Origin of the sequence: Streptomyces sp. NPDC003035, from assembly GCF_042888285.1 — a bacterium.
Taxonomy (GTDB): domain Bacteria; phylum Actinomycetota; class Actinomycetes; order Streptomycetales; family Streptomycetaceae; genus Streptomyces.
In genome coordinates, this window is sequence record NZ_JBIAPJ010000001.1 from 158,158 (window position 1) to 183,466 (window position 25,309).

The 25,309-nt window shown below is 71.6% G+C and carries 24 protein-coding genes and 1 pseudogene; 18 read left to right on the forward strand and 7 right to left on the reverse strand.

Annotated elements, in window-relative coordinates:
* Positions 1 to 149 precede the first annotated feature (149 nt).
* From ACFYV5_RS00670 to ACFYV5_RS00690, 5 genes are all read left to right on the forward strand, one after another.
* Complete coding sequence (locus ACFYV5_RS00670) at positions 150 to 1,478, forward strand: TRAM domain-containing protein (RefSeq protein ID WP_355106244.1); 1,329 nt, start codon at positions 150 to 152, stop codon at positions 1,476 to 1,478.
* 390 nt (positions 1,479 to 1,868) lie between these two features.
* Entirely contained in the window at positions 1,869 to 3,254 is a 1,386-nt protein-coding gene (locus tag ACFYV5_RS00675) for a condensation domain-containing protein (protein WP_389162668.1), read from the forward strand.
* 176 nt (positions 3,255 to 3,430) lie between these two features.
* Positions 3,431 to 4,591, forward strand: a complete 1,161-nt coding sequence (locus ACFYV5_RS00680) for a beta-ketoacyl-ACP synthase III (RefSeq protein WP_389162672.1) — start codon at positions 3,431 to 3,433, stop codon at positions 4,589 to 4,591.
* The gene (locus ACFYV5_RS00685) at positions 4,530 to 4,769 is read left to right on the forward strand and encodes an acyl carrier protein (RefSeq protein ID WP_389162675.1); all 240 of its coding nucleotides are present in this window, start codon (positions 4,530 to 4,532) and stop codon (positions 4,767 to 4,769) included. Before ACFYV5_RS00680 ends, ACFYV5_RS00685 begins: the two co-directional genes overlap by 62 nt.
* A 70-nt stretch (positions 4,770 to 4,839) precedes the next feature.
* Positions 4,840 to 6,069 (forward strand): beta-ketoacyl-[acyl-carrier-protein] synthase family protein, encoded by a 1,230-nt coding sequence (locus tag ACFYV5_RS00690; RefSeq protein ID WP_389162678.1) that lies wholly within the window; start codon positions 4,840 to 4,842, stop codon positions 6,067 to 6,069.
* 9 nt (positions 6,070 to 6,078) lie between these two features.
* Here ACFYV5_RS00690 and ACFYV5_RS00695 read toward each other — a convergent pair.
* Both ACFYV5_RS00695 and ACFYV5_RS00700 read right to left on the reverse strand, forming a co-directional pair.
* Positions 6,079 to 6,456: pseudogene (locus tag ACFYV5_RS00695) on the reverse strand (zinc-binding dehydrogenase); the annotation flags it as partial.
* Positions 6,457 to 6,602: 146 nt separating this feature from the next.
* Positions 6,603 to 7,031: a VOC family protein gene (locus ACFYV5_RS00700; protein WP_389162681.1), complete on the reverse strand. Its 429-nt coding sequence runs from the start codon at positions 7,029 to 7,031 to the stop codon at positions 6,603 to 6,605.
* 160 nt (positions 7,032 to 7,191) lie between these two features.
* Here ACFYV5_RS00700 and ACFYV5_RS00705 point away from each other — a divergent pair, with 160 nt between their 5' ends.
* The 3 genes from ACFYV5_RS00705 (at position 7,192) to ACFYV5_RS00715 (ending at position 9,171) form a co-directional block, all read left to right on the forward strand.
* On the forward strand, positions 7,192 to 7,623 hold the full coding sequence (locus ACFYV5_RS00705; protein ID WP_355106256.1) for an NfeD family protein: 432 nt from the start codon (positions 7,192 to 7,194) through the stop codon (positions 7,621 to 7,623).
* Positions 7,624 to 7,626: 3 nt separating this feature from the next.
* The gene (locus tag ACFYV5_RS00710; RefSeq protein WP_389162684.1) at positions 7,627 to 8,673 is read left to right on the forward strand and encodes an SPFH domain-containing protein; all 1,047 of its coding nucleotides are present in this window, start codon (positions 7,627 to 7,629) and stop codon (positions 8,671 to 8,673) included.
* A 102-nt stretch (positions 8,674 to 8,775) separates the two neighbouring features.
* Positions 8,776 to 9,171: a nuclear transport factor 2 family protein gene (locus tag ACFYV5_RS00715; protein ID WP_355106260.1), complete on the forward strand. Its 396-nt coding sequence runs from the start codon at positions 8,776 to 8,778 to the stop codon at positions 9,169 to 9,171.
* Positions 9,172 to 9,244: 73 nt separating this feature from the next.
* On the opposite strand, the gene ACFYV5_RS00720 is transcribed toward ACFYV5_RS00715, so the two are convergent.
* Positions 9,245 to 9,940, reverse strand: coding sequence for a type 1 glutamine amidotransferase domain-containing protein (locus tag ACFYV5_RS00720; protein WP_389162687.1), 696 nt, complete (start codon positions 9,938 to 9,940; stop codon positions 9,245 to 9,247).
* Positions 9,941 to 10,109: 169 nt separating this feature from the next.
* On the reverse strand, positions 10,110 to 11,072 hold the full coding sequence (locus ACFYV5_RS00725) for a helix-turn-helix domain-containing protein (RefSeq protein WP_355106264.1): 963 nt from the start codon (positions 11,070 to 11,072) through the stop codon (positions 10,110 to 10,112).
* Between the two features lie 109 nt (positions 11,073 to 11,181).
* Between ACFYV5_RS00725 and ACFYV5_RS00730 the strand changes: the two genes are divergently transcribed.
* Complete coding sequence (locus ACFYV5_RS00730) at positions 11,182 to 12,111, forward strand: NADP-dependent oxidoreductase (RefSeq protein ID WP_389164988.1); 930 nt, start codon at positions 11,182 to 11,184, stop codon at positions 12,109 to 12,111.
* Positions 12,112 to 12,123: 12 nt separating this feature from the next.
* On the opposite strand, the gene aspA is transcribed toward ACFYV5_RS00730, so the two are convergent.
* Complete coding sequence (aspA, locus tag ACFYV5_RS00735) at positions 12,124 to 13,533, reverse strand: aspartate ammonia-lyase (protein WP_389162692.1); 1,410 nt, start codon at positions 13,531 to 13,533, stop codon at positions 12,124 to 12,126.
* 354 nt (positions 13,534 to 13,887) lie between these two features.
* Complete coding sequence (locus tag ACFYV5_RS00740; RefSeq protein ID WP_355106268.1) at positions 13,888 to 14,949, reverse strand: asparaginase; 1,062 nt, start codon at positions 14,947 to 14,949, stop codon at positions 13,888 to 13,890.
* A 115-nt stretch (positions 14,950 to 15,064) separates the two neighbouring features.
* Between ACFYV5_RS00740 and ACFYV5_RS00745 the strand changes: the two genes are divergently transcribed.
* The 4 genes from ACFYV5_RS00745 (at position 15,065) to ACFYV5_RS00760 (ending at position 18,181) form a co-directional block, all read left to right on the forward strand.
* Positions 15,065 to 15,520: an Lrp/AsnC family transcriptional regulator gene (locus ACFYV5_RS00745; RefSeq protein WP_355106270.1), complete on the forward strand. Its 456-nt coding sequence runs from the start codon at positions 15,065 to 15,067 to the stop codon at positions 15,518 to 15,520.
* Between the two features lie 83 nt (positions 15,521 to 15,603).
* Positions 15,604 to 16,029 carry a cell division protein SepF gene (locus ACFYV5_RS00750; protein WP_355106271.1) on the forward strand — a complete coding sequence of 142 codons (426 nt, stop codon included), beginning with the start codon at positions 15,604 to 15,606 and terminating at the stop codon, positions 16,027 to 16,029.
* 55 nt (positions 16,030 to 16,084) lie between these two features.
* The gene (locus ACFYV5_RS00755) at positions 16,085 to 17,482 is read left to right on the forward strand and encodes an AAA family ATPase (protein WP_389162698.1); all 1,398 of its coding nucleotides are present in this window, start codon (positions 16,085 to 16,087) and stop codon (positions 17,480 to 17,482) included.
* 204 nt (positions 17,483 to 17,686) lie between these two features.
* A complete protein-coding gene (locus tag ACFYV5_RS00760) occupies positions 17,687 to 18,181 on the forward strand; it encodes a DUF6099 family protein (RefSeq protein WP_389162701.1) in 495 nt (164 codons plus the stop codon).
* Between the two features lie 56 nt (positions 18,182 to 18,237).
* Here ACFYV5_RS00760 and ACFYV5_RS00765 read toward each other — a convergent pair whose 3' ends face one another.
* Entirely contained in the window at positions 18,238 to 18,441 is a 204-nt protein-coding gene (locus ACFYV5_RS00765; RefSeq protein ID WP_389164990.1) for a hypothetical protein, read from the reverse strand.
* Between the two features lie 478 nt (positions 18,442 to 18,919).
* Here ACFYV5_RS00765 and ACFYV5_RS00770 point away from each other — a divergent pair, with 478 nt between their 5' ends.
* The 5 genes from ACFYV5_RS00770 to ACFYV5_RS00790 all read left to right on the forward strand — a co-directional run bounded on the left by ACFYV5_RS00770 (position 18,920) and on the right by ACFYV5_RS00790 (position 25,288).
* Positions 18,920 to 19,282: a nucleotide pyrophosphohydrolase gene (locus ACFYV5_RS00770; RefSeq protein WP_389162704.1), complete on the forward strand. Its 363-nt coding sequence runs from the start codon at positions 18,920 to 18,922 to the stop codon at positions 19,280 to 19,282.
* Between the two features lie 28 nt (positions 19,283 to 19,310).
* A complete protein-coding gene (locus tag ACFYV5_RS00775; RefSeq protein ID WP_355106279.1) occupies positions 19,311 to 20,234 on the forward strand; it encodes an LLM class F420-dependent oxidoreductase in 924 nt (307 codons plus the stop codon).
* A gap of 14 nt (positions 20,235 to 20,248) precedes the next feature.
* Complete coding sequence (mmuM, locus tag ACFYV5_RS00780) at positions 20,249 to 21,190, forward strand: homocysteine S-methyltransferase (RefSeq protein WP_389162707.1); 942 nt, start codon at positions 20,249 to 20,251, stop codon at positions 21,188 to 21,190.
* 70 nt (positions 21,191 to 21,260) lie between these two features.
* Entirely contained in the window at positions 21,261 to 22,727 is a 1,467-nt protein-coding gene (locus ACFYV5_RS00785) for a 3' terminal RNA ribose 2'-O-methyltransferase Hen1 (protein WP_389162709.1), read from the forward strand.
* Entirely contained in the window at positions 22,724 to 25,288 is a 2,565-nt protein-coding gene (locus ACFYV5_RS00790) for a polynucleotide kinase-phosphatase (protein ID WP_389162712.1), read from the forward strand. The genes ACFYV5_RS00785 and ACFYV5_RS00790 overlap by 4 nt, the downstream gene beginning before the upstream one ends.
* The last annotated feature ends 21 nt before the right edge of the window (positions 25,289 to 25,309 follow it).

Below are 25,309 nucleotides of genomic sequence, written 5' to 3' on the forward strand. Positions count from 1 at the left end.
GGTGGGGGGGGGGGGGGGGGGGGGGGGGGGGGGGGGGGGGGGGGGCGGGGGGGGGCGGGGGGGGGGGGGGGGGGGGGGGGGGGGGGGGGGGGGGGGGGGGGGGCGGCGGGCGCCCCCCCACCTCTCTCTTTCTCTGGAGTCACCCCGTCATGCAGAACGCACCTGTTTCTTCGTTGGTCGGGGAAGAGTACGAGGTCGAGGTCGGCCCCGTGGCCCACGGCGGCCACTGCATCGCGCGGACGGAGGCGGGCCGGGTCCTCTTCGTCCGGCACGCGCTGCCGGGCGAGCGGGTCGTCGCCCGGGTCACCGAGGGCGAGGAGACCTCCCGCTTCCTGCGGGCGGACGCCGTCTCCGTACTCGAAGCCTCCAAGGACCGCGTGGAGGCCCCCTGCCCCTTCGCGGGTCCGGGCAAGTGCGGCGGCTGCGACTGGCAGCACGCCAAGCCGGGCGCTCAGCGCCGTCTCAAGGGCGAGGTCATCGCCGAGCAGCTCCAGCGGCTGGCCGGGCTGACCCCCGAGGAGGCCGGCTGGGACGGCACGGTCATGCCGGCCGAGGGCGACAAGCTCCCGGCGGGCGAGGTCCCGCAGTGGCGCACCCGCGTCCAGTACGCCGTCGACGCCGAGGGCCACGCGGGTCTGCGGAAGCACCGCTCGCACGACGTCGAGGTGATCGACCACTGCATGATCGCCGCCGCCGGGGTCTCCGAGCTGGGCATCGAGAAGCGCACCTGGGAGGGCATGGCCTCGGTCGAGGCCATCGCCGCCTCGGGCTCGGGCGACCGCCAGGTCATCCTGACCCCGAAGCCGGGCGCCCGCCTTCCTCTGGTCGAGCTGGACAAGCCGGTCTCCGTCCTCCGGGTCGACGAGCACGACGGCGGGGTGCACCGCGTCCACGGCCGCCCCTTCGTCCGCGAGCGCGCCGACGACCGCACGTACCGCGTCGGCAACGGCGGCTTCTGGCAGGTCCACCCGAAGGCCGCGCAGACGCTGGTCCTCGCCGTCATGCAGGGCCTGATGCCGCGCAAGGGCGACACGGCCCTGGACCTCTACTGCGGCGTCGGCCTCTTCGCGGGCGCGATCGCCGACCGCGTGGGCGACCAGGGCGCGGTCCTGGGCATCGAGTCGGGCAAGCGCGCGGTGGAGGACGCCCGCCACAACCTCCAGGACTACGACCGCGTCCGCATCGAACAGGGCAAGGTCGAGGCGGCCCTCCCGCGCACGGGCATCACCGAGGTCGACCTGATCGTCCTGGACCCCCCGCGCGCGGGCGCCGGCAAGCAGACGGTCAAGCACCTGTCGGGCTTGGGCGCCCGAAGGATCGCCTACGTGGCCTGCGACCCGGCGGCGCTGGCCCGGGACATCGCGTACTTCAAGGAGGGCGGGTACCGGGTCCGTACGCTGCGGGCGTTCGACCTGTTTCCGATGACGCACCATGTCGAGTGCGTGGCGATCCTGGAGCCGGTGAAGAAGGACGCCTGACCTGCGGTTTCTTCGAGTGCGCGTGATGGGCGTCAACGGCGTATTTCCTGATGGGTCGTCACGTGCGGTTCGAGACTGCTGGGCGAACGTCGTGTCAGGGGCCGTAGGGGCTCCCGTGTCCGAGGGTGGGTTCGGATCTCGCGCTGTCGGTCATGACGACGTTGCTGGTGGTCGGCCCGCTGCCAACGAGCCCGAACCGCCGGAGGCATCCACCACCGATCAGCCGTCGCGCCGCGGCTTCCTTTGCTGACGGACCCAGCGGTCCAGGGCATCCGCAGCATGCCACCCGTTCGGTGGCATTGAGGCGGCGGGGCGTGTCCCGGTCGCGCTCGGTGGCCTTGTTCGGAAGGGACTCCGCAGCAGGGGCTCACCTTCGGCAAAGGGAAACGTGTGCGTATCACTGACATCCAGCGTTGCGAGGTCCGGCCGGGACGGCTCGTCGAGTGGACGCTGAGCCCGGTCACCGTCGCGGCGGCGGAGGCGCTGCCGGTGGATTCCAGGCCGCCGGCGTACATCCAGGAGTCACACCTTCGTCGGGCGCGAAGCGTGCGGGGCGAGGGGGTGTGCGTGCCGACCTGGATCGGCGTCGCCTTCGACCTGCCGGGGCCGGTCGATCTCGACGTACTCGAGGAGGCGCTGCTGTCCTGGACCATGCGGCACGAGACGCTGCGCAGTGGATTCCGCTGGGCGGGCGACTCGGGCGACGAACTGCACCGGTTCACGCTCGACGCGGCGGACATGGCACTGCACCGCGACGAGGTCGCTGACTTTGCCCACGCCGACCATCTGGTCCGGCACCTTCAGGACCGCTTCGACGAGGTCGCGGACGCGCTGGTCTGGCCGAACCTGATCTACACGGCGGTCCTGCGGGACGACTCGACCAGCGTGTACATGGCTTTCGACCACAGCAACGTCGACGCCTACTCTCTGTTCCGCGTTCCGGCCGAGCTGCAGGAGCTGTACGCGGCCGGGCGGGCCCGAAAGGAGCCCGCCCCGGCGGCGAGTTACGTCGACTTCTGCGAGATCGAGCGGATCCGTGCGGACCGTGTCGACGGCGGCCACGGCAGTGTGGCCCGGTGGCAGGAGTTCATCCGGCGCTGTGGTGGTCGGCTGCCGAGATTTCCGGTGGAGCTGGGGCTCACCCCCGACAGCCCGCCCGCTCCGCAGCGGCTGTTGTGCGAGCCGCTCGCCGACGCGGCCGAGGCCGAGGCGTTCGAGGCGTACTGCCGACCGTACGGCGGAAGCATGGCCGGCGTGCTGGCGGCGACCGCGCTGTTCGTCCACGAGACGGGTGGGCAGGACGTGTACCGCACGGTCGTGCCGTTTCACACGCGTGGGAAGTCGGGGTGGAACGACTCGGTGGGGTGGTACGTGGGTGGTGCCCCGATCGAGGTGCCGGTGGGCCGCAGTCCCCGCTTCCGGGAGGTGCTGCGGTCGGTGCGTGGTGAGCTGGTGGCCAACCGGCCGCTGGCCCGGATTCCGCTGACCCGCGTGCTCGCCCTCCTCGATGAGGACGACAGGCCCGGCTCCACGGACCTCTGCTCGCTGGTCTCCTTCGTCGACACCCGCTCTTTCCCAGGTGCCGAGCGGTGGCACGAGCAGCGGGCCCACGGCCTGGTGCGGGTGTCGTACAGCGATCACGTGTACGTCTGGGTCAACCGGACGCACGAGGGCCTGTGGCTGGCGAGCCGCTACCCCGACACCGACGTGGCGGTCAAGGTCATGAGGCTGTACGCCGAGCGGCTGCGGGACCGCATCACATCGGCCGCCTGGTGACGTCCGCGGCCACGCTGTTCACGGGCTGGGAAAAACATCGAAGGGGAATTCGAGAAACGAAAAGAGGAATGTCACTCGTTGGGGGATGAGAACGGTGGGTTCACTTCCTCTCTTGCTATGTTCTCGTGGCGGCCGGGCATATTCCGAGGCCGTGCCGAATTGAACAGGAGCGGTGGTTGGATACGTGTGCGGTCGTCGCCGGGTGGGGTGGGTGTCTTCCCCCGGGATCCGTCTCGAACGACGACCTGGCGACGCGTCTGGACACCTCGCACGAATGGATCCACCGGCGCACCGGCATTTCGGCGCGGCACTGGGCCGACGCTCGGACCAGCACGTCCGACCTGGCCGTGGGCGCCGGACTCGCGGCTCTGGAGTCCTCCGGCTCCCACGCCGCGGACCTCGTCCTGCTGGCCACCACCACTCCGGACCGGCGCTGCCCGGCCACGGCTCCCGACGTCGCGTGGCGCCTCGGGCTCGGGAACGTCCCCGCCCTGGACATCGGGGCCGTGTGCTCCGGGTTCGTCTACGGCCTCGCGCTGGCCGGTGCCCTGATCCGGTCTCAGCCGCCGCAGCGCGTTCTGCTGATCGCGGCGGAGACGTACAGCAGGATCGTCAATCCTGACGACCGGAACACCGCGGTGATCTTCGGCGACGGTGCCGGAGCGGTACTCCTGCGCGGAGGCTCCCCCGACGAGCCGGGCGCGCTGCACGGGGTCCACCTCGGCAGTGACGGCTCCGGCGGTGACCTGATCACCGTGGAAGCCGGCGGGGCTCGTATGCCGGTCTCCGATCACGGTGTGTCGGCCGAGGAGAAGTACTTCCGCATGAACGGCAAAAAAGTGTTCGGGCTCGCTGTTCGGCACATGGTCGATTCGTCGAGGGAAGTTCTTCTGAGGTCCCGATGGGATGCTTCCTCCGTGGAGGCATTCGTCGGCCACCAGGCGAACCAGCGAATTCTCGACGCGGTCGCCGAACGCATGGGAATCGATCCCGGCAAGTGTTTCGGAAACATCGGACGCGTCGGCAACACCGCGGCGGCGTCCATTCCCCTGGCGCTGGCCGACGTGTCCGCACGAGGAGTCGTCCGCCCCGGTGCCCGGACGCTGCTGGCCGCTTTCGGAGGCGGCCTCACCTGGGGGGCGGCCACACTCTCCTGGCCGACGGCCACGGCCGTCCACCGCGAACCCGTCCACCGCGAACCCGTCCACCGCGAACCCGTCCTCGCCGGCCGTCCGTTCGCCTCACGTCCACCTCGTCAACAAGAAGAAGGTACCGATGGACCCGGTTTACGAATTCCTCGTCCGCACGCTGACGGAGAAGTTCGAGGTCGCGCCTGAAGCCGTCTCCGCCGCCGCCACCCTCGGTGAGCTGGATCTGGACTCGTTGGAGATCGTCGAGCTGACCGACATTCTCCAGGAGTACTGCGGCACCCCTCTTGAGGAGGACGAACTCAGGGAGAACTCCACCCTGTCCGACCTGGCCCACTACGTCGGCTCCAAACCGCAGACCGTCTGATCCCCCACCCCACCGTCGTGGCACCGCCATCTGGTACGGCCTGACGGGCGCGCGCAAAGGACGTGAGGCAATGACACGGGCCGTTTCCGTCGCGATCACCGGCATCGGCCTGGTCACCCCCGCCGGAGTGGGAACGAAGCCTTCCTGGCGACGTCTGCTTTCCGCGTCCCCGACGGCCGGCAAAGACCCCCGCCTGGCAGGCCTGAGCATCGACATCTCCTGCCGCGTCCACGATTTCGACACCGCGGCGGATATCGCTCCCACCCTGACGCGACGCCTCGACCTGAGTGCCCAGTACGCGCTCGTCGCCGCACAGGAGGCGGTCAGGGACGCCGGCCACGACTGCTCGGTCTGGGACGCCGGCCGCGTGGGCGTGGTCCTCGGGTCAGCCGCCGGAGGTGTGCAGGCCTACGAGCACGAGACCGAGCGTTACCTCGACCGGGGACAGGCCGCTGTGACAGCCACCTTCCTTCCGAGGTACCTGCCGAACATGGCCGTCGGCCATGTCGCCCAGATCCTCAACGCCCAGGGACCCAGCCTCCATACGAGCACCGCGTGCGCCTCTGGCACGACGGCCATCGGGCTCGGTGTCTCCCTCCTGCGTTCCGGAGCGTGCGACATCGTCGTCGCAGGCGGCACCGAGGCGTTCACCACCCCCGTCATCACCAGCGCCTTCGCCCGCATGCGAGCCCTGTCGAAACGCGTCGACGATCCGTCTGCCGCCTCGCGCCCCTTCGACGTGGATCGCGACGGCTTCGTGATGAGCGAGGGCGCGGGCGTACTCGTCCTGGAACGCGCCGACCAGGCACGCCGCCGAGGAACCCCCGGTTACGCGCACATCGTCGGCTACGGCGCGTCGTCCGACGCCCATCATCCCGTGGCCCCCCACCCCGAGGGCAGGGGCGTCCGGGCAGCCATCCTGGCAGCGCTCGACGACGCCCGCGCACGCCCGCGGGAGGTCGATCACGTCAACGCGCACGGCACCAGCACACCGGCCAATGACGCGGTGGAGGGCGCGGTACTCGCCGAGCTCTTCCCTCATCACCCGGCGGTGACCGCCCCCAAGGGCGTGGTCGGACACATGATCGGTGCCGCCGGAGCCGTCGAGGCCGCCTTCACCGCTCTCTCCCTCGCCCACGGAGTGATCCCGCCCTGCGCGAACCTCGACACCCCCGACCCCTCCCTCAGGGTGGACACGGTGCGCGGCAGCGCACGCCACGGCGACATCGGCCTCGCCCTGAGCAACTCCTTCGGCTTCGGCGGACACAACGCCGTCCTGGCCATGCGGCCCGCGGTGTGAAGGGCGCCCTTGAGCCAGGCGTGGCGTGGGAGGGCCCGCGACGCTGATGACCTTCCCGCCGGGCTTGAGCACCCGCAGGGAGTTCACGAGCGTCTCGCCGCCGAGGCTGTCCAGGACGACGTCGTAGCCGTGGAGGAGCGTCTCGAAAGCCTGCTTCTTGTAGTCGACGACGACGTCCGCGCCGAGCTCCTTCACCAGGTTGACCTTGCCGGTGCTCGCGGTGGCGGCCACGTGCGCGCCCAGCTGTTTCGCCAGCTGGACGGCGATGGTCCCGAGGCCGCCGGAGCCCGCGTGGATCAGGACCTTCTGGCCTGGCCGCACCTGTGCCCGCTCGACCAGCGCCTGCCGCGCGGTGAGGGCGACCAGCGGGAGGGACGCTGCCTCCTCCTAACGACACCCAATGGGGAGGTGGCTGATGCAAAGGCTCCCCGCTCTCCGAGGAGATCCTCACCACCGCGCGCGCGGCGTTGACGGAAGCCGGCTGATCAGGGAATCGCGGGAAGGCCAACGGTTTTTCACGAGGGGCGCGATGCTCAGTCGAGACAGAACTCGTTGCCCTCGATGTCCTGCATCACGATGCAGGAGTCATTGCCGTCGTACAGGAGTCGCACGCGTACCGCGCCGAGCGGGATCAGTCGCGCGCATTCGGCCTCGAGCGCGGCCAGGCGCTCTTCTCCCACGAGTCCGGTACCGACTCTCACGTCGAGGTGCAGCCGATTCTTGGCGACCTTGCCTTCGGGGACGCGCTGAAAGTACAGGCGCGGGCCCACGCCCGAGGGATCGGTGCAGGCGAACCACGAGCCCCGATCCTCGGGAGCCTGGGAGCGGTCGAAATCGTCCCACGTGGCGAATCCCGCCGGCGGCGGCGGTACGACGTATCCCAGCACCTCGCACCAGAAGCGAGCGAGACGCTCAGGTTCCGCGCAGTCGAAGGTGACTTGGAACTGCTTGATCGATGACATCGGCGCACCCTAGCAGGGGGCTCTGTCGCCCATCTCCCGGTAGAAAACCGCTTGTTGATGTGAAGCGGACCGGATGTCCGGGAAAAGGGTAAATTTAGTCTAAAGGGCGAATCGCTCGCCTGGGATGCCTTCGCACAGCCGTAGCGGCCAGGAGGGCGCGATGGATCCATGGCTGATGTGGTTGGTCGCCGCGGCGGCTCTGGCCGTGGCGGAGATCTTCACTCTGACCGCCGCGCTGGGAATGCTGGCCGGTGCCGCTCTGGTGACCGCCGGCGTCGCGGCTTTCGGGGTCCCGCTGCTCGCGCAATTCTTGGTGTTCACCGTCGTCGCCACGCTGAGCGTGTTGTTCGTGCGGCCGATCGCCGTGCGCCACCTGCTCCAGCCTCAGGTGGAGCGGTTCGGAACGGACGCCCTGGTCGGAAAGGCGGCCTATGTCGTCACCGAGGTGACGGGGCTGGGCGGCAGGGTTCGCATCGGCGGCGAGGAATGGACGGCTCGCGCCTATGACGAGACGCTGGTGATACCCCCCGGAACAACCGTCGACGTCATAGAGATCAGCGGCGCGACCGCCCTTGTCTATCCCCGGGAGTGAGCCATGGAAGTTTCCGCGCTGCTCATAGCCGGCGTGATCGTCGCGCTCATCGCCGTCTTCACCGTGATACGGGCGGTACGCATCGTGCCCCAGGCTCGCGCTCGCAACGTCGAGCGTCTCGGCCGCTACCGTCGCACGCTGAAGCCGGGTCTCAACCTCGTCATTCCCTACATCGACCGGGTCTATCCGGTGATCGATCTCCGGGAGCAGGTCGTCTCGTTCAAGCCGCAGCCGGTCATCACCGAGGACAATCTCGTCGTCGAGATCGACACCGTTCTGTATTTCCAGGTCACGGACCCGCGAGCGGCCGCCTATGAGATCGCGGATTTCCTGCAGGGTGTCGAACAGCTCACCGTCACCACCTTGCGCAACGTCGTCGGGTCCATGGACCTGGAAAAGACCCTCACCTCGCGGGACACGATCAACAACCAACTGCGGGGCGTACTGGACGAGGCCACCGGCAAATGGGGTCTCAGGGTGAACCGGGTGGAGATCAAGGCCATCGACCCTCCGCAGTCCATCAAGGACGCGATGGAGAAGCAGATGCGGGCCGAGCGCGACAAGCGGGCCGCGATCCTCGGAGCGGAGGGACAACGGCAGTCGCAGATTCTCACCGCGGAGGGCGACAAGCAGTCCGCCGTTCTGCGGGCCGAGGGCAACCGTACGGCGGAGATCCTCAAGGCCGAGGGGCAGTCCCGGGCCATCGACGAGGTGTTCCAGGCCGTACACCGCAACGACCCCGACCCCAAGCTGCTCGCCTACCAGTACATGCAGATGCTGCCCCAGCTCGCCCAGGGCTCCGGCAGTACGTTCTGGGTGATTCCCAGCGAGGTCACCTCCGCTCTCCAGGGCGTGTCCCGCGCCTTCAGCGAGGTGCTGCCCCAGTCGCCGGCCACCCGGGAGACGTCCTCGGAGGACAGGGCCGCTCAGGCGGCCGACGATGCGGCGCAGGCGGCCGAAGCCGCGGCCGAGGCGCTCGCCGACGCGGCCGAGGCCGGCCCGCCGCGCCCCTTCGCCGAAGGCCGCCGGGAGGTGCCGGACGCGGAGTAGCCCGGTCCGGGTGGGCCGGGTCCCCTCGCAGGGTGGACAGGCTCCCGTCGCGGCCATACCCTCCCATGCACCTATTCAACTTGGTGAGTGATGGGAGGGTGCGTGCACCCGTTCCGCCAAGCTGTCGAGAACCGTGACGCGGACGCCCTGGCCGCGTTGTTGGCCGAGGATGTCGTGTTCACCAGTCCGGTCGCGTTCAAGCCGTACGCCGGGAAGGCGATCACCGCGGCGATCCTCCGCGGTGTCCTGCGTGTCTTCGAGGACTTCGCCTACGTACGCGAGATCGCGAATCCCGACGGCCGCGACCACGCCCTCGTGTTCACCGCCACCGTGAACGGGCGTCGGATCCAGGGGTGCGACTTCCTCCACTTCGACGAGGACGGCCGGATCGACGACTTCACCGTCATGGTCCGGCCGCTGTCGGCGGCGCAGGCCCTCGCCGAGGCGATGGGGGCGCAGTTCGACCGCATCGCCGAGGAGGCTGCTGCCGGCGCGTGAGGCCTGGGAGGGTAGGCCACAGGGAAGGTCAAGCCCGGGAGGGTCAAGCCCGGTAGGGGCAGGCCCGGGAGGGTCAGGCCAGCCTCTTCAGGAGTTCGGTGGCGAGCGGGGCGGCGGAGGCGGGGTTCTGGCCGGTGAGCAGGTTGCGGTCGACCACGACGTGCGGGGCCCACGGCTCGCCGGTCCGGACGTCGACGCCCGCTTCGGCCAGGCGGGTCTCCAGGAGCCACGCGGCCTTGTCGGCGAGGCCGGCCTGGGTCTCCTCGGCGTTGGTGAAGGCGGCGACCTGGTAGCCGGCGAAGGCGTTCGTGCCGTCTGCCTTCGTGGCGGCGAGGAGCGCGGCCGGGGCGTGGCAGACGACGGCGAGGGGCTTTCCGGAGTCGAGGGCGTCGATCAGGAGCCTGCCGGACGTGGCGTCCACGGCGAGGTCCTCCATCGGGCCGTGGCCGCCGGGGTAGAAGACGGCCGCGTAGTCGTCGAGGTTCACGTCCTCCAGGGTGATCGGGTGCTGGAGCTCGGTGAGGGAGGCGAGGACGGCGGCGATCCTGTCGGCGCCCTCCTGGCCGCCGTTGGCCTCGGGGGCGAGACTGCCCTGGTCGACGGTGGGGACGACGCCGCCGGGAGTGGCGACGACGATCTCGTGACCGGCGGCCTTGAACGCCTCGTACGGCGCGGCCGCCTCCTCGGCCCAGAAACCGGTGGGGTGCTTGGTGCCGTCGGCCAGCGTCCAGTGGTCGGCGCCGGTCATCACGAAAAGGATCTTCGACATGCTGAGTCACTCCTGGGGACGAGGGCCTCAAGGCCCGGGGATGATGGGCGGTCTCCTCGAAGCTATGCCTGTGGTCGACGGGTTTCCAATGGGGAATCCCATGGCCGGTATGGGAAGTCCGATGGCTCGGGGGGAATGCCCCCGCCCCGTCTCCGACCTGCAGCGATGCTCACAGGTCGGGCGACAGGCCACCCCGGAAGGTCCGTCGGTAGGCGAGGGGTGAGACCCCGATGGCGGCGTGCAGATGCTGGCGCAGCGAGGTCCCGGTCGCGAAGCCGACCTGGCCGGCGATGTCGTCCACCGCGAGGTCGGTGGACTCCAGGAGATGCCGTGCGTGGGCCACGCGCTGCTGGATCAGCCAGCGGCCCGGGCTCATGCCGACCTCCTCGTTGAAGCGGCGCGCGAAGGTGCGCAGGCTCATCCGTGCGTGGCCGGCGAGCTCCGCCAGGGTCAGCGGCTCGTGGAGGTTCTCCAAGGCCCACTGCCGGGTGGCCGATGTGCCGTTCGCGTCCGGCCCCGGCACGGGCTGCTCGATGTACTGGGCCTGCCCGCCGTCCCGCCACGGCGGTACGACGCAGAGCCGCGCCACCCGGTTGGCGAGGGCGGTGCCGTGGTCCTTGCGTACGAGATGCAGGCAGACGTCCACCCCGGAGGCGGCGCCCGCCGAGGTCAGCACGTCCCCGTCGTCGACGAAGAGAACGCCAGGGTCCAGGTCCACCTGGGGGAACCACGCGCGGAACACCTCCGCCAGCGCCCAGTGCGTGGTGGCCGGCCGGCCGTCGAGGAGACCCGCTGCCGCGAGGACGAAAGCCCCGGTGCAGATGGACACGATCCGCGTGCCCGCGGGGACGGCGGCGAGCGCTTCCGCGACCTCGGTCCGGGGTTCCCGGGTGATCTCGGTGGTGTCGAAAGGCGGGAGGACGACCGTGTCCGCCGTGCGCAGCGCCTCCGGACCGTGCTCCACCGTGACGGAGAAGTCGGAGTTGGTACGCACCGGGCCGCCGTCGACGGAGCAGGTCAGCACCTCGTACCGGCCGTCCGCCGCCCCGAAGACACGGCTCGGGATGCCGAGCTCGAAGGGATACACCCCGTCCAGCGCGAGGACGACGACGCGGTGGGCACGAGGAGGCATGGCACGATCCTGTCGAAAGATGGCAATCATGCCATGGTACGGGTGCTGGGCCGGCAAGGAACCTGGACGCATGACGAACACCGCCACCACCGCTGCCACCGCCGTCACCATGCGCGCCATCAGCCAGGACACCCACGGCACCCCCGATGTGCTCAAGGAGGTCCTCCTGCCCCGGCCCGTCCCCGGTCCCAGCCAGATCCTGGTCGCCGTCCGCGCGGCCGGCGTCAACCCGACCGACTGGAAGCACCGCTCCCAGGGACTGTTCCTCGACCGCCTGCCGCTCGTCCTCGGCTGGGACGTCTCCGGCGTCGTGGAGGCCGTCGGCTACGGCGTCACGCTCTTCGAGCCGGGCGACGAGGTGTTCGGCATGCTGCCCTACCCCTACGGAGTCGGCTCCCACGCCGAGTACGTGACCGCCCCCGCCCGGGCCTTCGCCCACAAGCCCGCGGGCGTCGACCACGTCCAGGCCGGAGCCCTCCCGCTCGCCGCGCTCACCGCGTACCAGGCGCTCGTCGACACCGCCGCGGTGGCCCCTGGGCAGCGGGTCCTCGTCCACGCGGCCGCCGGCGGCGTCGGCCACCTCGCCGTCCAGATCGCCAAGGCCCGCGGTGCGTACGTGATCGGCACCGCGAGCGCGCCCAAGCACGACTTCGTACGCTCCCTCGGAGCGGACGAGGTCATCGACTACCGCACCACCGACTTCAGGGACGTCGCCCACGACATCGACGTGGTGCTCGACGTCATGTCGGGCGAGACCCGCGCCCGTTCCCTGGAGGTCCTGCGCCCCGGCGGCATCCTCGTCTCGCTCCTGCCGCCCACCGACCCCGACGAGGCACGGAAGGCGGAGGCGCGGGGCGTCCGCGTGGCGACCCTCCTCGTGGAGGCCGACCACGCGGGCATGACCGCCATCGCCGGGCTCGTGGGGACGGGCGCGCTGCGCGCCCATGTGGAGGCCACCTTCCCGCTCACGGAGGCGGCGAAGGCCCACGCCCTCGGCGAGACCGAGCGTACGACCGGCAAGATCGTCCTGGTGGTCTGAAGCCGTTGGCCTCTAGCGGAGCGGCTGTGTGGTGCCCGTCAGGCGTTCCGGGGTGAGCAGTTCCGCGATGCGCGCCGCCGGCAGGAGGCCCTTCTCCAGGGTGAGTTCCGCGACGCTGCGGCCCGTGAGGAGGGCCTCCTGGGCGATCGCGGTGGCCGCCGTGTAGCCGATGTGGGGGTTGAGGGCCGTGGCGAGGCCGATGGAGTTCTCCACCGTGGCGCGCAGGGCGTCGGTGTTCGCCGTGATGCCCACGACACAGCGCTCGGCGAGGGTGAGGCAGGCCGCCCGCAGGGAGGTGATGCTCTTCGCCAGGGAGTGCAGGATGACCGGCTCGAAGGCGTTGAGCTGGAGCTGGCCGCCCTCCGCCGCCATCGTGATGGTGATGTCGTTGCCGATCACCTCGAAGGCGACCTGGTTCACGACCTCAGGGATCACCGGGTTGACCTTGCCGGGCATGATGCTCGAACCGGCTTGTACGGCGGGGAGGTTGATCTCGTTCAGGCCCGCGCGCGGGCCCGAGGACAGCAGGCGCAGGTCGTTGCAGGTCTTGGAGAGCTTGACCGCCAGGCGCTTGAGGACACCGGAGAGCTGGACGAACGCGCCGCAGTCCTGCGTCGCCTCCACCAGGTTGGCGGAGGTCACCAGCGGCATCCCGGTGATCTCGGCCAGGTGGCGGCGGGCCGTCTCCGCGTAGTCGGCGGGCGCGTTGAGACCCGTACCGATCGCCGTGGCACCCAGGTTGATCTCGTGGATCAGCTCGACGGCCTCGGCCAGGCGGTTGCGGTCCTCGTCCAGCATCACCGCGTACGTGGAGAACTCCTGGCCCAGCGTCATGGGCACCGCGTCCTGAAGCTGGGTACGCCCCATCTTCAGGACGTCCCGGAACTCCACGGCCTTCGCCGCGAACGCGTCCTGCAGCACCGCCGTGGCCTGGAGCAGCCCGCGCACCGCCGTGATCGCCGCGATGCGGACGGCGGTCGGGTAGACGTCGTTGGTGGACTGACTGAGGTTGACGTCCTCGTTCGGGTGCAGGTGCTGGTACTCGCCCTTGGCGTGGCCGAGGAGTTCGAGGGCGCGGTTGGCGACGACCTCGTTGGCGTTCATGTTCGTGGAGGTGCCGGCGCCGCCCTGGATGACGTCGACGACGAACTGGTCGTGCAGCTTTCCGGTACGGATCTCCCGGCAGGCGGCGACGATGGCGGCCGCCTTCTCGGGGGCGAGCAGGCCCAGCTCCTCGTTGGCCAGCGCGGCGGCCTCCTTGACGGCGGCCAGCGCGTCGATCAGCTGCGGGTAGACGGAGATCGGCGTTCCCGTGATCGGGAAGTTCTCCACGGCGCGCAGGGAGTGGATGCCCCAGTACGCGTCGGCGGGCACCTCCCGCTCTCCGAGGAGGTCGTGCTCATGGCGGGAGGCAGTCTTCATGGAGGTCATGGCCTTCGAGGGGGAGGTGGGTGCGCGATGCGCGGGGGCGCGAACCGCAGGAGAAGCGGGGTCGGGCGCCGCTGGAGGGGCGCGGCGTGAGTCGCCGGGGAAGACGGGGTCGGGCGCCGCTGGAGAAGCGAGGGCCGCCCGCCCGGAGGGAGCGGGTCAGGAGCCGCAGGAGAAGCGGGAGCCCGCCGCCCGGAAGGAGCGGGGTGGGCGCCTTGGGGGAATCGGGAGCCGGGTGCCCGGAGCAAGCGGAGCGCGAGCCGCCGGGGGAAGCGGGTCGGGCGCCGCTGGTGGATCGGGGGCCGGCCGCCTGGAGAGAGGGGGAGCCGGCCTCCCGGAGGGAGCGGGTCAGGAGCCGCCGGAGAAGCGGGAGCCCGCCGCCGTCAGGGCGGGTTCGGCGCGGGCGGGGCCGTTCAGCAAGCCGCTCAGGAGCGCGGGGCGGCGGTCCGGGGCGACGTCCGACAGGAGGGTCGCCAGCACGGCCATCCTGGCCTGCCCCGCACGGAGCGACCCGGTCGGTACCGCGCCCGCGGCCACCAGGTCCACGGCCCCGCCGCCCGTGTAGATCTCCGCGACCGGGCCGGCGGCGACCCGGGTGCTGAGGGCGACCAGGGTGCCCTGGGCGACCGCGTCCGCGACGGCCTCGGCGATCTCGGGGGTGGCGTTGCCCGCGCCGGTGCCGACCAGGACGACGCCCTGGGCGCCCGCCGCGACGGAGGTCTTCAGGAAGAGCGGGTCGCCGTCGCTGTGGTGCATGACCATGTCGACGCGGGGGAGGGTCGCGCCGACGGCCGTGGGAAGCGGAAGGGGAGCGGGCCGGTCGGGGCTGCGGCGGATGTCCACGCTGCCGAAACCGACCTTGCCGAGGTCGTGCTCGGACGGGTCGGCGAAGGCGTCGGCCGCCAGGGTCTGGGTCTTCACCGTGCCGCGCGCCGCGTGGACCCGGCCGTCGAAGACGACGAGCACGCCCAGGTCGCGTACCGAAGCGGCGACCTGCAGGGCGTCGTACACATTGCCCGGGCCGTCGCCGTCACCCGTGCCGAGCGGCCGCTGCGCGCCGGTGAAGACCACCGGGCGCGGGTCGGAGTGGTGGAGGTCCAGGAAGAAGGCCGACTCCTCAAGGGTGTCCGTGCCGTGCGTGATCACGACGCCGTCCACGCCGGGGTCGGCGAGGGCCGCGTGGACCGCGCGCAGCAGCGTCAGCTGGCGCGCGCTGGTCATCCGCGAGCTGTTGACGTTGAACAGGTCGACGACCTCGACCGTCACGCCCTCCGGGAGCGGGGATGTGGCCAGGACGTCGTCCCCGGTCGCGTCGGCGGCGTACCCGGTGCCCTGCCAGCGGCTGGCGATGGTGCCGCCGGTGCTGATGAGGGTGATCCGGCGGGGCCGGTCGTCGCGTATCCACTGCATGTCTGTCTGTCCCGGAGGTCGAGGGTCGTCGCTCCGCAACGATAGGGCAGCTCCCGTGCAATGTGGTTGCGACTTCGGGCCCGTCCGCAGGGCTTTCTTCGTGCATAATTGTGCGATGGACAAGATCGACCGCAGAATCTTGCGTGAGCTCCAGGAGGACGGTCGGCTGACCAACCTGGAGCTGGCCCAGCGCATCGGCCTCAGCGCTTCGGCCTGTCTGCGACGGGTGCGGCAGCTGGAGGAGGACGGGGTGATCCAGGGCTACCGCGCGGTCATCGACCCGGCGGCGGTCGGGCGCGGGTTCGAGGTGCTCGTCTCCATCGAGGTGCGCCGGGACCGGGAGACCGTCGAGGCCTTCGAGGAGGCGTTGCGGGACATCCCCGACGTCATCGAGGCGCACCGCCTCTTCGGCAGTCCCGGCTGCCTGCTGCGGATCGCGGTCGCCGACCTCGCCGCGTACGAACGCCTCTGGATCGAGCGGCTGACCTCGCTGGCCGGGGTCACCGAGGTCAACTCGCAGATCATCATGAAGCGGATCAAGGAACCGCGCGGGCTGCCGGTCGAACGCTGACCTGCCCGTCGAACACTGACGTACCGCCCGAGTCGTTCGTGTCGCTGTTGGGCCGAACGGGTGAGGGGCGGGAGGATGGGTGCATGAGTAGGTACGAGAGGTACGACGTCACCGACGAACAGTGGGAGGGTCTGGCCCAGGTCGTCCCCCTGCGCGGCCGTGACGAATGGCCGTCCAGGGTCGACCACCGCGCGATGTCCGGCCCGTACGAGGCCGCCGAGCAGCGCCGCATGGTCGTCCTGCGCGTGCAGATCTTCGCCGACGCCCGCGAGGTGGCCGAATACCTCATCGCCCAGATCCCGGTGCTGCTCGATCTCACCAGCGCCGACACCGAAGTCGCCAAGCGGATCCTGGACTTCAGCAGCGGCGTCGTCTTCGGGCTCGGCAGCGCCATGCACCGGGTCGACCGCAACGTCTTCCTGCTGACCCCGGCCGGTACCGAGGTCGAGGGTGCGCCGGAGACGGAGTCGCAGGACGACGAGGCGGGGATCTCCGTCCCCCGATCGTAGGAAGGTCATCACGGCGTAACGGTTCGTCATACACCGGTCTGCGTACGGTCCGGGCATGTACTCCACCGGCGGCCTCACGCCCGCTACCGACGTTTCCGCCACCCCTGCCACCGCCCCCACCGCAGTCACCGCTCCCGCTCCCGGGCCCGGTATCGCGCGCGACGTGTTACGGCAGGTCATGGGCGGTTCCGCACGACGCCCCGCCCGCCCCGCCGTCACCGAACTGCGGCTCTCCGCCTTCGCCGCCCACCGCGCCGCCGTCCACCCGCTCGGGCCGGTGACCCTGTTCGCCGGGGCGAGCGGGAGCGGGAAGTCGAGCGCTCTGCGGGCGTACGAGGCGCTGGCGCGGCTGGGCGCGGGCGACGACCTGGCCACCGCCTTCCCGGACGCGGCCGACTGCGTTCCGGAACGGGCCGGGCCCGACGCCCAGGGGAGGCGGGGGTTCAGGATCGGGTGCACGGTCGACGGCCCGGTGGGCCCCGTCCACCTCGACATCGCCGTCCAGGCCGAACCCCGGCTCCGTATCGTCGGCGAACGGCTCACCTGCCGCGGCCGCACGCTGCTCACCACCGCGCTCCGCGATCCCGGGCGCGACGCCGTCCAGGCCGAATGGCACACGGCGGGAGCCACTCCCGTCACGCGGGCTCCCTTCCCCGACGACCTGCTGGGGACGGCCCTGTTGCCCCTGCGGGTCGCGGGCAAGACGAAGGGGCAGTTGGAGGTTCTGGCGGCGGCCGAGCAGGTGGTGGTGGCACTGCGCTCGGTGTTCGTCTGCGACCCCCGGCCCGATCGGATGCGCGCACCGGTTCCGGCCGGGGAGGGGCGGTTGCTGCGGGGCTGCGACAACCTCGCGGAGGTACTGCACCGCACGCGCACCGAGTGCCCGCGTCGGCACGCCCGGTTGGCCTCGGTCGCCGACGCGGGCTGCGCCGGGACGGTGACGGGGCTCGGCGTCGAGGAACTGCCGGACGGGAGGGTACGGGCGGTGCTGGAGCGCGTGGCGCGGGGGCGTGTCGGGTTGGAGCGTCCGGGGTTGGAGCGTCCGGGGTCGGAGCATGTGGTGCTGGAGCGTCCGGCGTCGGAGCGTGCGGCGCTCGCCGGGGCGGGCGCAGGCACCGTGCAGGTCGCCGGGCCGGGGCCGACGGTCACCCCGCTGGGGCGGCTCGGCGACGGGGAGCTCCGCTATCTCGCGTTGGCCCTCGTCCTCCTCACCGGACCGGGTGTGCTCGCCATGGACCAGCTCGCCGAAGTGCCGGACGCCATGCGGACGCTGACCGTTCTCGCCGACGGATGGGACCGGGGGCTGGACCGTCGTCAGCTCCGGGAACTGCTCTCCCTCGCCACCACCATCTGCGCCAACGGGCACATCAGGCTCGTGGGAACCGTCGGGGAGACGGCCGCGGCGAGCGCGCGGGAGACACCCGGGGTGTCGATCGTCGACCTGGTGCGGTGACGGGAGGTACGGGGCGGACTGCCGCGCGGGTGGTCCAGGAGCGCCCTCGCGACCGGTCGTCGTCACTCTTCGGAGTGAGCGGGTTTTCCCCGTCGAGCTTCCTGTCCACAGATTTCCGAATTCCTCTGGCGTTGAGGCTCAGGCGCCTTCACTGTGGGTAATGGACTGAGTGGGCAGTAAGTCGTACGAACGGGGGCGGCGTCGATGGAAGCGGAGCGACTGATCGCGACGGGGCGGAACGCACTGGCGCGCAGCAGGGAAGCATGGGACATCGTGGCGGAGGCCTGGCAGGCGCAGGCCCTCGCCCAGGCGATAGGAAGTCATCTCGCGCTCTGCGGACCGCTGGAGCTCCGGAGCGAGGCGCGGGGGCTGAGCGAGACCGCCGGCGGGAACGGCGGGGTCGACCATCCGGCCCTGCGGGCAGGGGGATTGAGGGCGGCTCAGCTGACCGAGGTGGCGGACGCACGGGTGGCGTTGACCGCACTGGGCGCGCTGCTCGGAGAGGTCGGCATCGCTCTCGTCGGGGTGGCCTGCGTCACCGACGAGGAGGGCCTCTACTGGCAGTGCATCGAGGCGATCGACGCCGCCGACGAGTCGAACGACAGGGTACGGGGGATGCTGCGCCGGCTCGCCGTGCGGGAGCGGGACCGGCCGCCCGATGCCGCACGCGGACGGGCGGGCCCGGCGGGGCCGTCATGAACGGGGACCGCGGGGACGCCCGCCGGGGAAACGGACGGTGGGCGGCCGGAGCGCTGTCAGTCCGTGGGGCGCTTGTCCTCCGCACGGGGCTCATGGCGGTCCGCCGAGGACTGAAGGTCGGCGTCGAGCTGCGACAGATCGGCGGTGAGCGCAGCCATCAGCTCCTCCATCTGCTGCAGCAGGCCCTTGGGGGCGCCGGCACGCTTCTGCTCGGGCACGGACTGCTCGGGCACGGACTGCTGCACCGGCTGTTCGGGCATCGCCCGTTCAGGCGCGGCTTCCTGGGACATGGCGGCCTCCTCGGCCCAGGCCCTTCCCGTGGGGGAGGGCCACACGTGAGAACGACACACCGGCAGCGGCCGCCGGCGCGCGGGCCGGGCGGTCCGGCTCCGCCCGAGCCAACGACGGGCGCCGGGCCCCGGTCACTGGCCTGGCGGGACGCGCCCCGCCAGGAAGCCGGTATTCACCCGACCGGGCAGCCGTCGACCCGATGCTGACGGAAGGATTGACGGAACGATGGAGGGGAGGAGCGGCGGAAGGGTCGACGGCAGCGCGGGCGGTGGGGGACGAGCCGAAGTGGTGCGAGCCAGCAGGGCGGAGCCTCCCGTGGACGACGTCCGGGAGCCGGCGGCGGGGCGAAGCCCCCGCCGACCGGCTCGGAGGCCGCTGGCCGGCCGGGCGGGGACTCCTGCTGTGCGCCATCACCGTCACCCAGGGGGCAGTGGTAGACCTGGTGCCGTGACCGAACAGGACGTAGCGGGATTGCAGCGCCGACTGGCCGCATTCGCGGCCGCGCGGGAGTGGCAGCCGTACCACACGCCGAAGAACCTGGCCGCGGCGCTCAGCGTCGAGGCGGCCGAACTGCTGGAGATCTTCCAGTGGTTGACGCCCGACGAGGCGGGCCGGGTGATGGACGACCCGGAGCGGGCGCACCGGGTCGAGGACGAGGTCGCGGACGTGCTGGCGTACCTGCTCCAGTTCTGCGGGGTGCTCGGCGTCGATCCGCTCGCCGCGCTCGCGGCGAAGATCGACCGGAACGAGCTCCGCTTCCCGGCCGCTCGCCCGCCGGGCCGGTCCACGGACGCCGATGAGAGGGGTTGACGGGCACCCGCAGGTGCAGGATGGAGGCATGGATCTTCGCATCTTCACCGAGCCCCAGCAAGGGGCCGACTACGACACCCTGCTCACGGTCGCCAAGGCCACCGAGGACCTTGGCTTCGACGCCTTCTTCCGCTCGGACCACTACGTCAGCATGGGATCCGCCGACGGCCTGCCCGGGCCGACCGACGCGTGGATCACGCTGGCCGGCCTGGCCCGGGAGACCCGCCGGATCCGGCTCGGCACGCTGATGACCGCCGGAACCTTCCGCCTCCCGGGCGTCCTGGCCATCCAGGTCGCCCAGGTCGACCAGATGTCCGGCGGACGGGTCGAACTCGGCCTGGGGGCGGGATGGTTCGAGGAGGAGCACCGGGCGTACGGGATTCCCTTCCCCAAGGAGAAGTTCGGCCGGCTCGAGGAGCAGCTGGCGATCGTCACGGGCCTGTGGAGCACCGAGATCGGCAAGACCTTCTCCCACGAGGGCGAGTTCTACACGCTCGTCGACTCGCCCGCGCTCCCCAAGCCGGCCCAGGACAGGATTCCGGTGCTCATCGGCGGGCACGGCGCGAGCCGGACCCCGCGCCTCGCCGCACGGTACGCCGACGAGTTCAACATCCCGTTCGCCTCGCTGGAGGACAGCGAGCGGCAGTTCGGACGGGTCAGGGCCGCCGCCGAGGCGGCCGGCCGGCGGCCCGACGAGCTGGTGTACTCCAACGCCCTGGTGGTCTGCGTCGGCAAGGACGACGCGGAGGTGGCCCGTCGCGCGGCGGCCATCGGACGCGAGGTGGAGGAGCTGAAGGCCAACGGCCTTGCCGGATCGCCCGCCGAGGTCGTGGACAAGATCGGCCGGTACGCGGCGATCGGCTCGTCCAGGATCTACCTCCAGGTCCTCGACCTCGACGACCTGGACCACTTGGAGCTGATCTCCGCCCAGGTGCAGTCACAGCTGAGCTGAGGAGAGGACCCCCGATGACACCCGCGACACCCGCCCGCACACTCGCCGAGGCGCTCGCCGACGACGTCCTCGTCCTCGACGGCGGACTCTCCAACCAGCTGGAGGCGCAGGGCTGCGACCTGCGCGACGACCTGTGGTCGGCCCGGCTGCTCGCCGACGGGCCCGAACAGATCGCGGCGGCGCACACGGCGTACGTGCGGGCGGGTGCCCGGGTGCTGATCACCTCCGGCTACCAGGCCACCTTCGAGGGCTTCGCCCGGCGCGGCATCGGCCGGGACGAGACGGCCCGGCTGCTCGGCCGCAGTGTGGAGCTGGCCCGGGCGGCGGGGGAGGGGGCCGCCGAACAGGTCTGGATCGCCGGGTCGGTCGGCCCGTACGGCGCGATGCTCGCGGACGGCAGTGAGTACCGCGGCCGGTACGGGCTGAGCGTGACCGAGCTGGAGCGGTTCCACCGGCCCCGCGTCGAGGCGCTGGCGGCGGCGGGGCCGGATGTGCTGGCTCTGGAGACGGTGCCCGACCTCGACGAGGCGGAGGCGCTGCTGCGGGCGGCCGAGGGTTGCGGGGTGCCGGTCTGGCTCTCGTACACGATCGCCGGGGAGCGGACGCGTGCCGGGCAGGGGCTGGCGGAGGCGTTCGCGCTCACGGCGGGCAACGACCAGGTGATCGCGGTCGGGGTCAACTGCTGCGAGCCGGCGGACGCCGCCCGGGCCGTGGAGATCGCCGCCGCGGCGACGGGGAAGCCGGTGGTCGTCTACCCCAACAGCGGTGAGGAGTGGGACGCCCGGGCCCGGGCGTGGCGCGGGAGCGGATCCTTCGATCCGGAGCGGATGCGGGACTGGCCCGCGGCCGGGGCGCGGCTGCTCGGCGGCTGCTGCCGGGTCGGTCCCGACCGGATCGCCGCGCTGGCCGCCGCGCTGGCCGCCGTCCCGGACACCGGGAGACCTGCGGAGGGCTGAGGACACCACCTGGTCGAGGGCTGAGGAAAATACCTGGTCGGAGGGGGAGGGGCCGACCATACTCGGACAGGTGTTCCTGACGATCAGTACGACCGGCACTCCCGAACGTCCCGCGACCGATCTGGGCTTCCTGCTGCACAAGCATCCCGACAACGCGCAGACGTTCTCGACCTCGCACGGCACGGCGCACGTCCTCTACCCCGAGGCGACCGCCGAGCGGTGCACGGCCGCGCTCCTCCTGGAGGTGGACCCCGTGGCGCTGGTGCGCCGCGGCAAGGGCAAGGGCCGTGGCGGCGCCCCCGACGCCGCGCTCGCGCAGTACGTGAACGACCGGCCCTACGCCGCGTCCTCGCTGCTCTCCGTCGCCCTCTCCGCGGTCTTCAAGAGCGCCCTGCGCGGGAGCTGCAAGGCGATGCCCGAGCGGGCCGCCGCGCCGCTGCCCCTGCGCATCGAGGTGCCGGCGCTTCCCGCGCGCGGCGGGGCCGAGCTGGTCGGCAAGCTGTTCGGGCCCCTCGGCTGGGACACCGTGACGGCGGAGCCGGTGGCGCTGGACACCGCCTTCCCCGAGTGGGGCGACTCCCGCTATGTGCGGCTCGTCCTGGAGGGGGAGCTGCGGCTCGCCGACGCGCTCAACCAGCTCTACGTCCTGCTTCCGGTCCTCGACGACGCCAAGCACTACTGGGTGGCGCCCGACGAGGTCGACAAGCTGCTGCGCGCCGGTGACGGCTGGCTCGCCGACCACCCGGAGCAGAAGCTCATCACCAGCCGCTACCTCTCCCGCCGTTGGGGGCTGACCCGCGAGGCCATGGAGCGCCTGGAGCTCGTACGCCTCGCCGAGAGCGACGGGCTGGAGGTCGAGGACCTCGACAACGCGGTCGACGAGACCTCGGACACGGAAGCGAAGCCGGTGCCGCTCGCCGAGCAGCGCAGGGAGGCGATCCTCACCGCGCTGCGCGCCGCCGACGCCTCCCGCGTGCTCGATCTCGGCTGCGGCCAGGGCCAGTTGGTGCAGGCGCTGCTCAAGGACGTGCGCTTCACGGACATCGTCGGCGTCGACGTGTCCGTACGCGCCCTCACCATCGCCGGACGCCGGCTCAAGCTGGAGCGGCTCGGCGAGCGGCAGGCCGGCCGGGTGAAGCTGCTCCAGGGCTCCCTCGCGTACACCGACAAGCGGCTCACCGGCTACGACGCGGCCGTCCTGAGCGAGGTCATCGAGCACGTCGACCTGGAGCGGCTGCCCGCGCTCGAATACGCCGTGTTCGGCTCGGCCCGTCCCCGGACGGTCCTCGTGACCACGCCGAACGTCGAGTACAACGTCCGCTGGGAGTCCCTCCCGGCCGGGCACGTCCGGCACGGCGACCACCGCTTCGAGTGGACCCGCGAGGAGTTCCGCACCTGGGCCGCGCGCGTCGCCGAGCGGTACGGATACGGCGTGGAGTTCACGCCCGTCGGCCCCGACGACCCCGAGGTCGGCCCGCCCACGCAGATGGCCGTCTTCACCCTGCACACCCCGACCCCGAAGGAGGACTCGGCATGACCGACACCACCGGCGCCCCGCGCGCCCGCACGCTGCCCGTCACCGACCTGTCCCTCGTGGTCCTCATCGGTGCCAGCGGCTCCGGCAAGTCCACCTTCGCTCGCCGCCACTTCAAGCCCACCGAGGTCATCTCCTCCGACTTCTGCCGCGGTCTGGTCGCCGACGACGAGAACGACCAGAGCGCCAGCAAGGACGCCTTCGACGTCCTGCACTACATCGCGGGCAAGCGCCTGGAGGCCGGGCGGCTGACCGTCGTCGACGCCACCAACGTGCAGCAGGAGGCCCGGCGCCAGCTCGTCCAGCTGGCCCGCCAATACGACGTGCTGCCGATCGCGATCGTCCTCGACCTGCCCGAGGAGGTGTGCCAGGCCCGGAACGCGACACGCCCCGACCGGGCGGACCTGCCCCGCCATGTCGTCCAGCGCCACCGCCGCGAGCTGCGCCGCTCGCTGCGTGGTCTGGAGCGCGAGGGCTTCCGGAAGGTGCACGTGCTGCGCAGCGTCGAGGAGGTGGAGGCGGCCGAGGTCGTCCTGGAGAAGCGGTTCAACGACCTGCGCCACCTCACCGGCCCCTTCGACATCATCGGTGACATCCACGGCTGCCGCTCCGAGCTGGAGACGCTGCTCGCCACACTCGGCTATGTCGACGGCCACCACCCCGAGGGGCGTACGGCCGTCTTCGTCGGCGACCTCGTCGACCGCGGACCGGACAGCCCGGGCGTACTGCGCCGTGTGATGTCCATGGTGGCGTCCGGCGACGCGCTCTGCGTGCCCGGGAACCACGAGAACAAGCTCGGCCGCTGGCTCAAGGGCCGCAAGGTCCAGGAGACGCACGGGCTCGCCGAGACCATCGAGCAGCTGGGCCGGGAGCCGGAGGAGTTCCGCGCCGAGGTGGGCGCGTTCATCGACGGGCTCGTCAGCCACTACGTGCTCGACGAGGGCAGGCTCGTGGTCTGCCACGCCGGTCTGCCGGAGAAGTACCACGGCCGGACCTCAGGCCGGGTGCGGTCGCACGCGCTGTACGGGGACACCACGGGGGAGACCGACGAGTTCGGGCTGCCGGTGCGCTACCCGTGGGCGGAGGAGTACCGCGGCCGGGCCACGGTCGTCTACGGCCACACGCCGGTCCCGAACACCTCCTGGGTCAACAACACCATCTGCCTGGACACGGGCGCGGTCTTCGGCGGGAAGATGACCGCGCTGCGCTGGCCGGAGCGCGAACTGGTCGACGTACCGGCGGAGAAGGTCTGGTACGAGCCGGCCCGGCCGCTCGCGACCGAGGCGCCCGGCGGGCACGAGGGACGGCCCCTGGACCTCGCCGACGTCCACGGACGCCGGATCGTGGAGACCCGGTGGATGGGCAACGTCTCCGTACGGGAGGAGAACGCGGCAGCCGCGCTGGAGGTGATGAGCCGGTTCGCCATCGACCCCCGGCTGCTCGCCTACCTGCCGCCGACGATGGCGCCGACCGCGGCCTCGAAGGAGGACGGCTACCTGGAACACCCGGCCGAGGCGTTCGCGCAGTACGCGGCCGACGGGGTCGAGCGGGTCGTGTGCGAGGAGAAGCACATGGGCTCGCGGGCGGTGGCCCTGGTCTGCCGGAACGAGGACGTGGCGCGCGAGCGGTTCGGGGTCACCGGAGCGACCGGCGCCCTGCACACCCGTACCGGCCGGCCCTTCTTCGACGATCCGTCCGTCACCGAGCAGGTCCTCGAGCGGCTGCGCGCGGCCGTCACCGCCGCCGGGCTGTGGGACGAACTCGACACGGACTGGCTGCTGCTCGACGGCGAGCTGATGCCGTGGTCGCTGAAGTCCGCCGGGCTGCTGCGCTCGCAGTACGCGGCGGTCGGCGCGGCCTCCCGCGCGGTCTTCCCCGGCGTGCTCGGCGCACTGGAGCAGGCGGCGGCGCGGGGTGTGGGCGGGGTGGACGCGCTCCTCGCCAAGCAGCGCGAACGGGCGGTGGACGCGGAGGCATTCACCGAGGCGTACCGCCGGTACTGCTGGCCGACGCAGGGACTGGACGGCGTGCGCTTCGCGCCCTTCCAGATCCTCGCCGCGCGGGGCCGGTCGCTGGCGGCCGTACCGCACGACGAGCAGCTCAGGTGGCTCGACCGGATCGTCGACTCCGATCCCACCGGCCTGCTCCAGGTCACGCGACGGCTCGTGGTCGAGACGGGCGACGAACCCTCGGTACGGGCCGGAGTCGCCTGGTGGCGGGAGATGACGGCGGCCGGCGGCGAGGGCATGGTCGTCAAGCCGCTCGCGCCGAACCGGCACTCGCCCGTGCACGGCCCCGGCGGCCGGCTCGTCCAGCCGGGCGTCAAGGTGCGCGGCCGGGAGTACCTGCGGATCATCTACGGTCCGGAGTACACCCGTCCGGAGAACCTGGAGCGCCTGCGCAACCGTTTCCTCGGCCACAAGCGGTCGCTCGCGCTGCGCGAGTACGCGCTGGGCCTGGAGGCGCTGGACCGGCTCGCGGAGGGCGAGCCGCTGTGGCGCGTGCACGAGGCGGTCTTCGCGGTGCTCGCGCTGGAGTCCGAGCCGGTGGACCCGCGTCTGTGACAGGTGTCCCGCGGGGGGTGC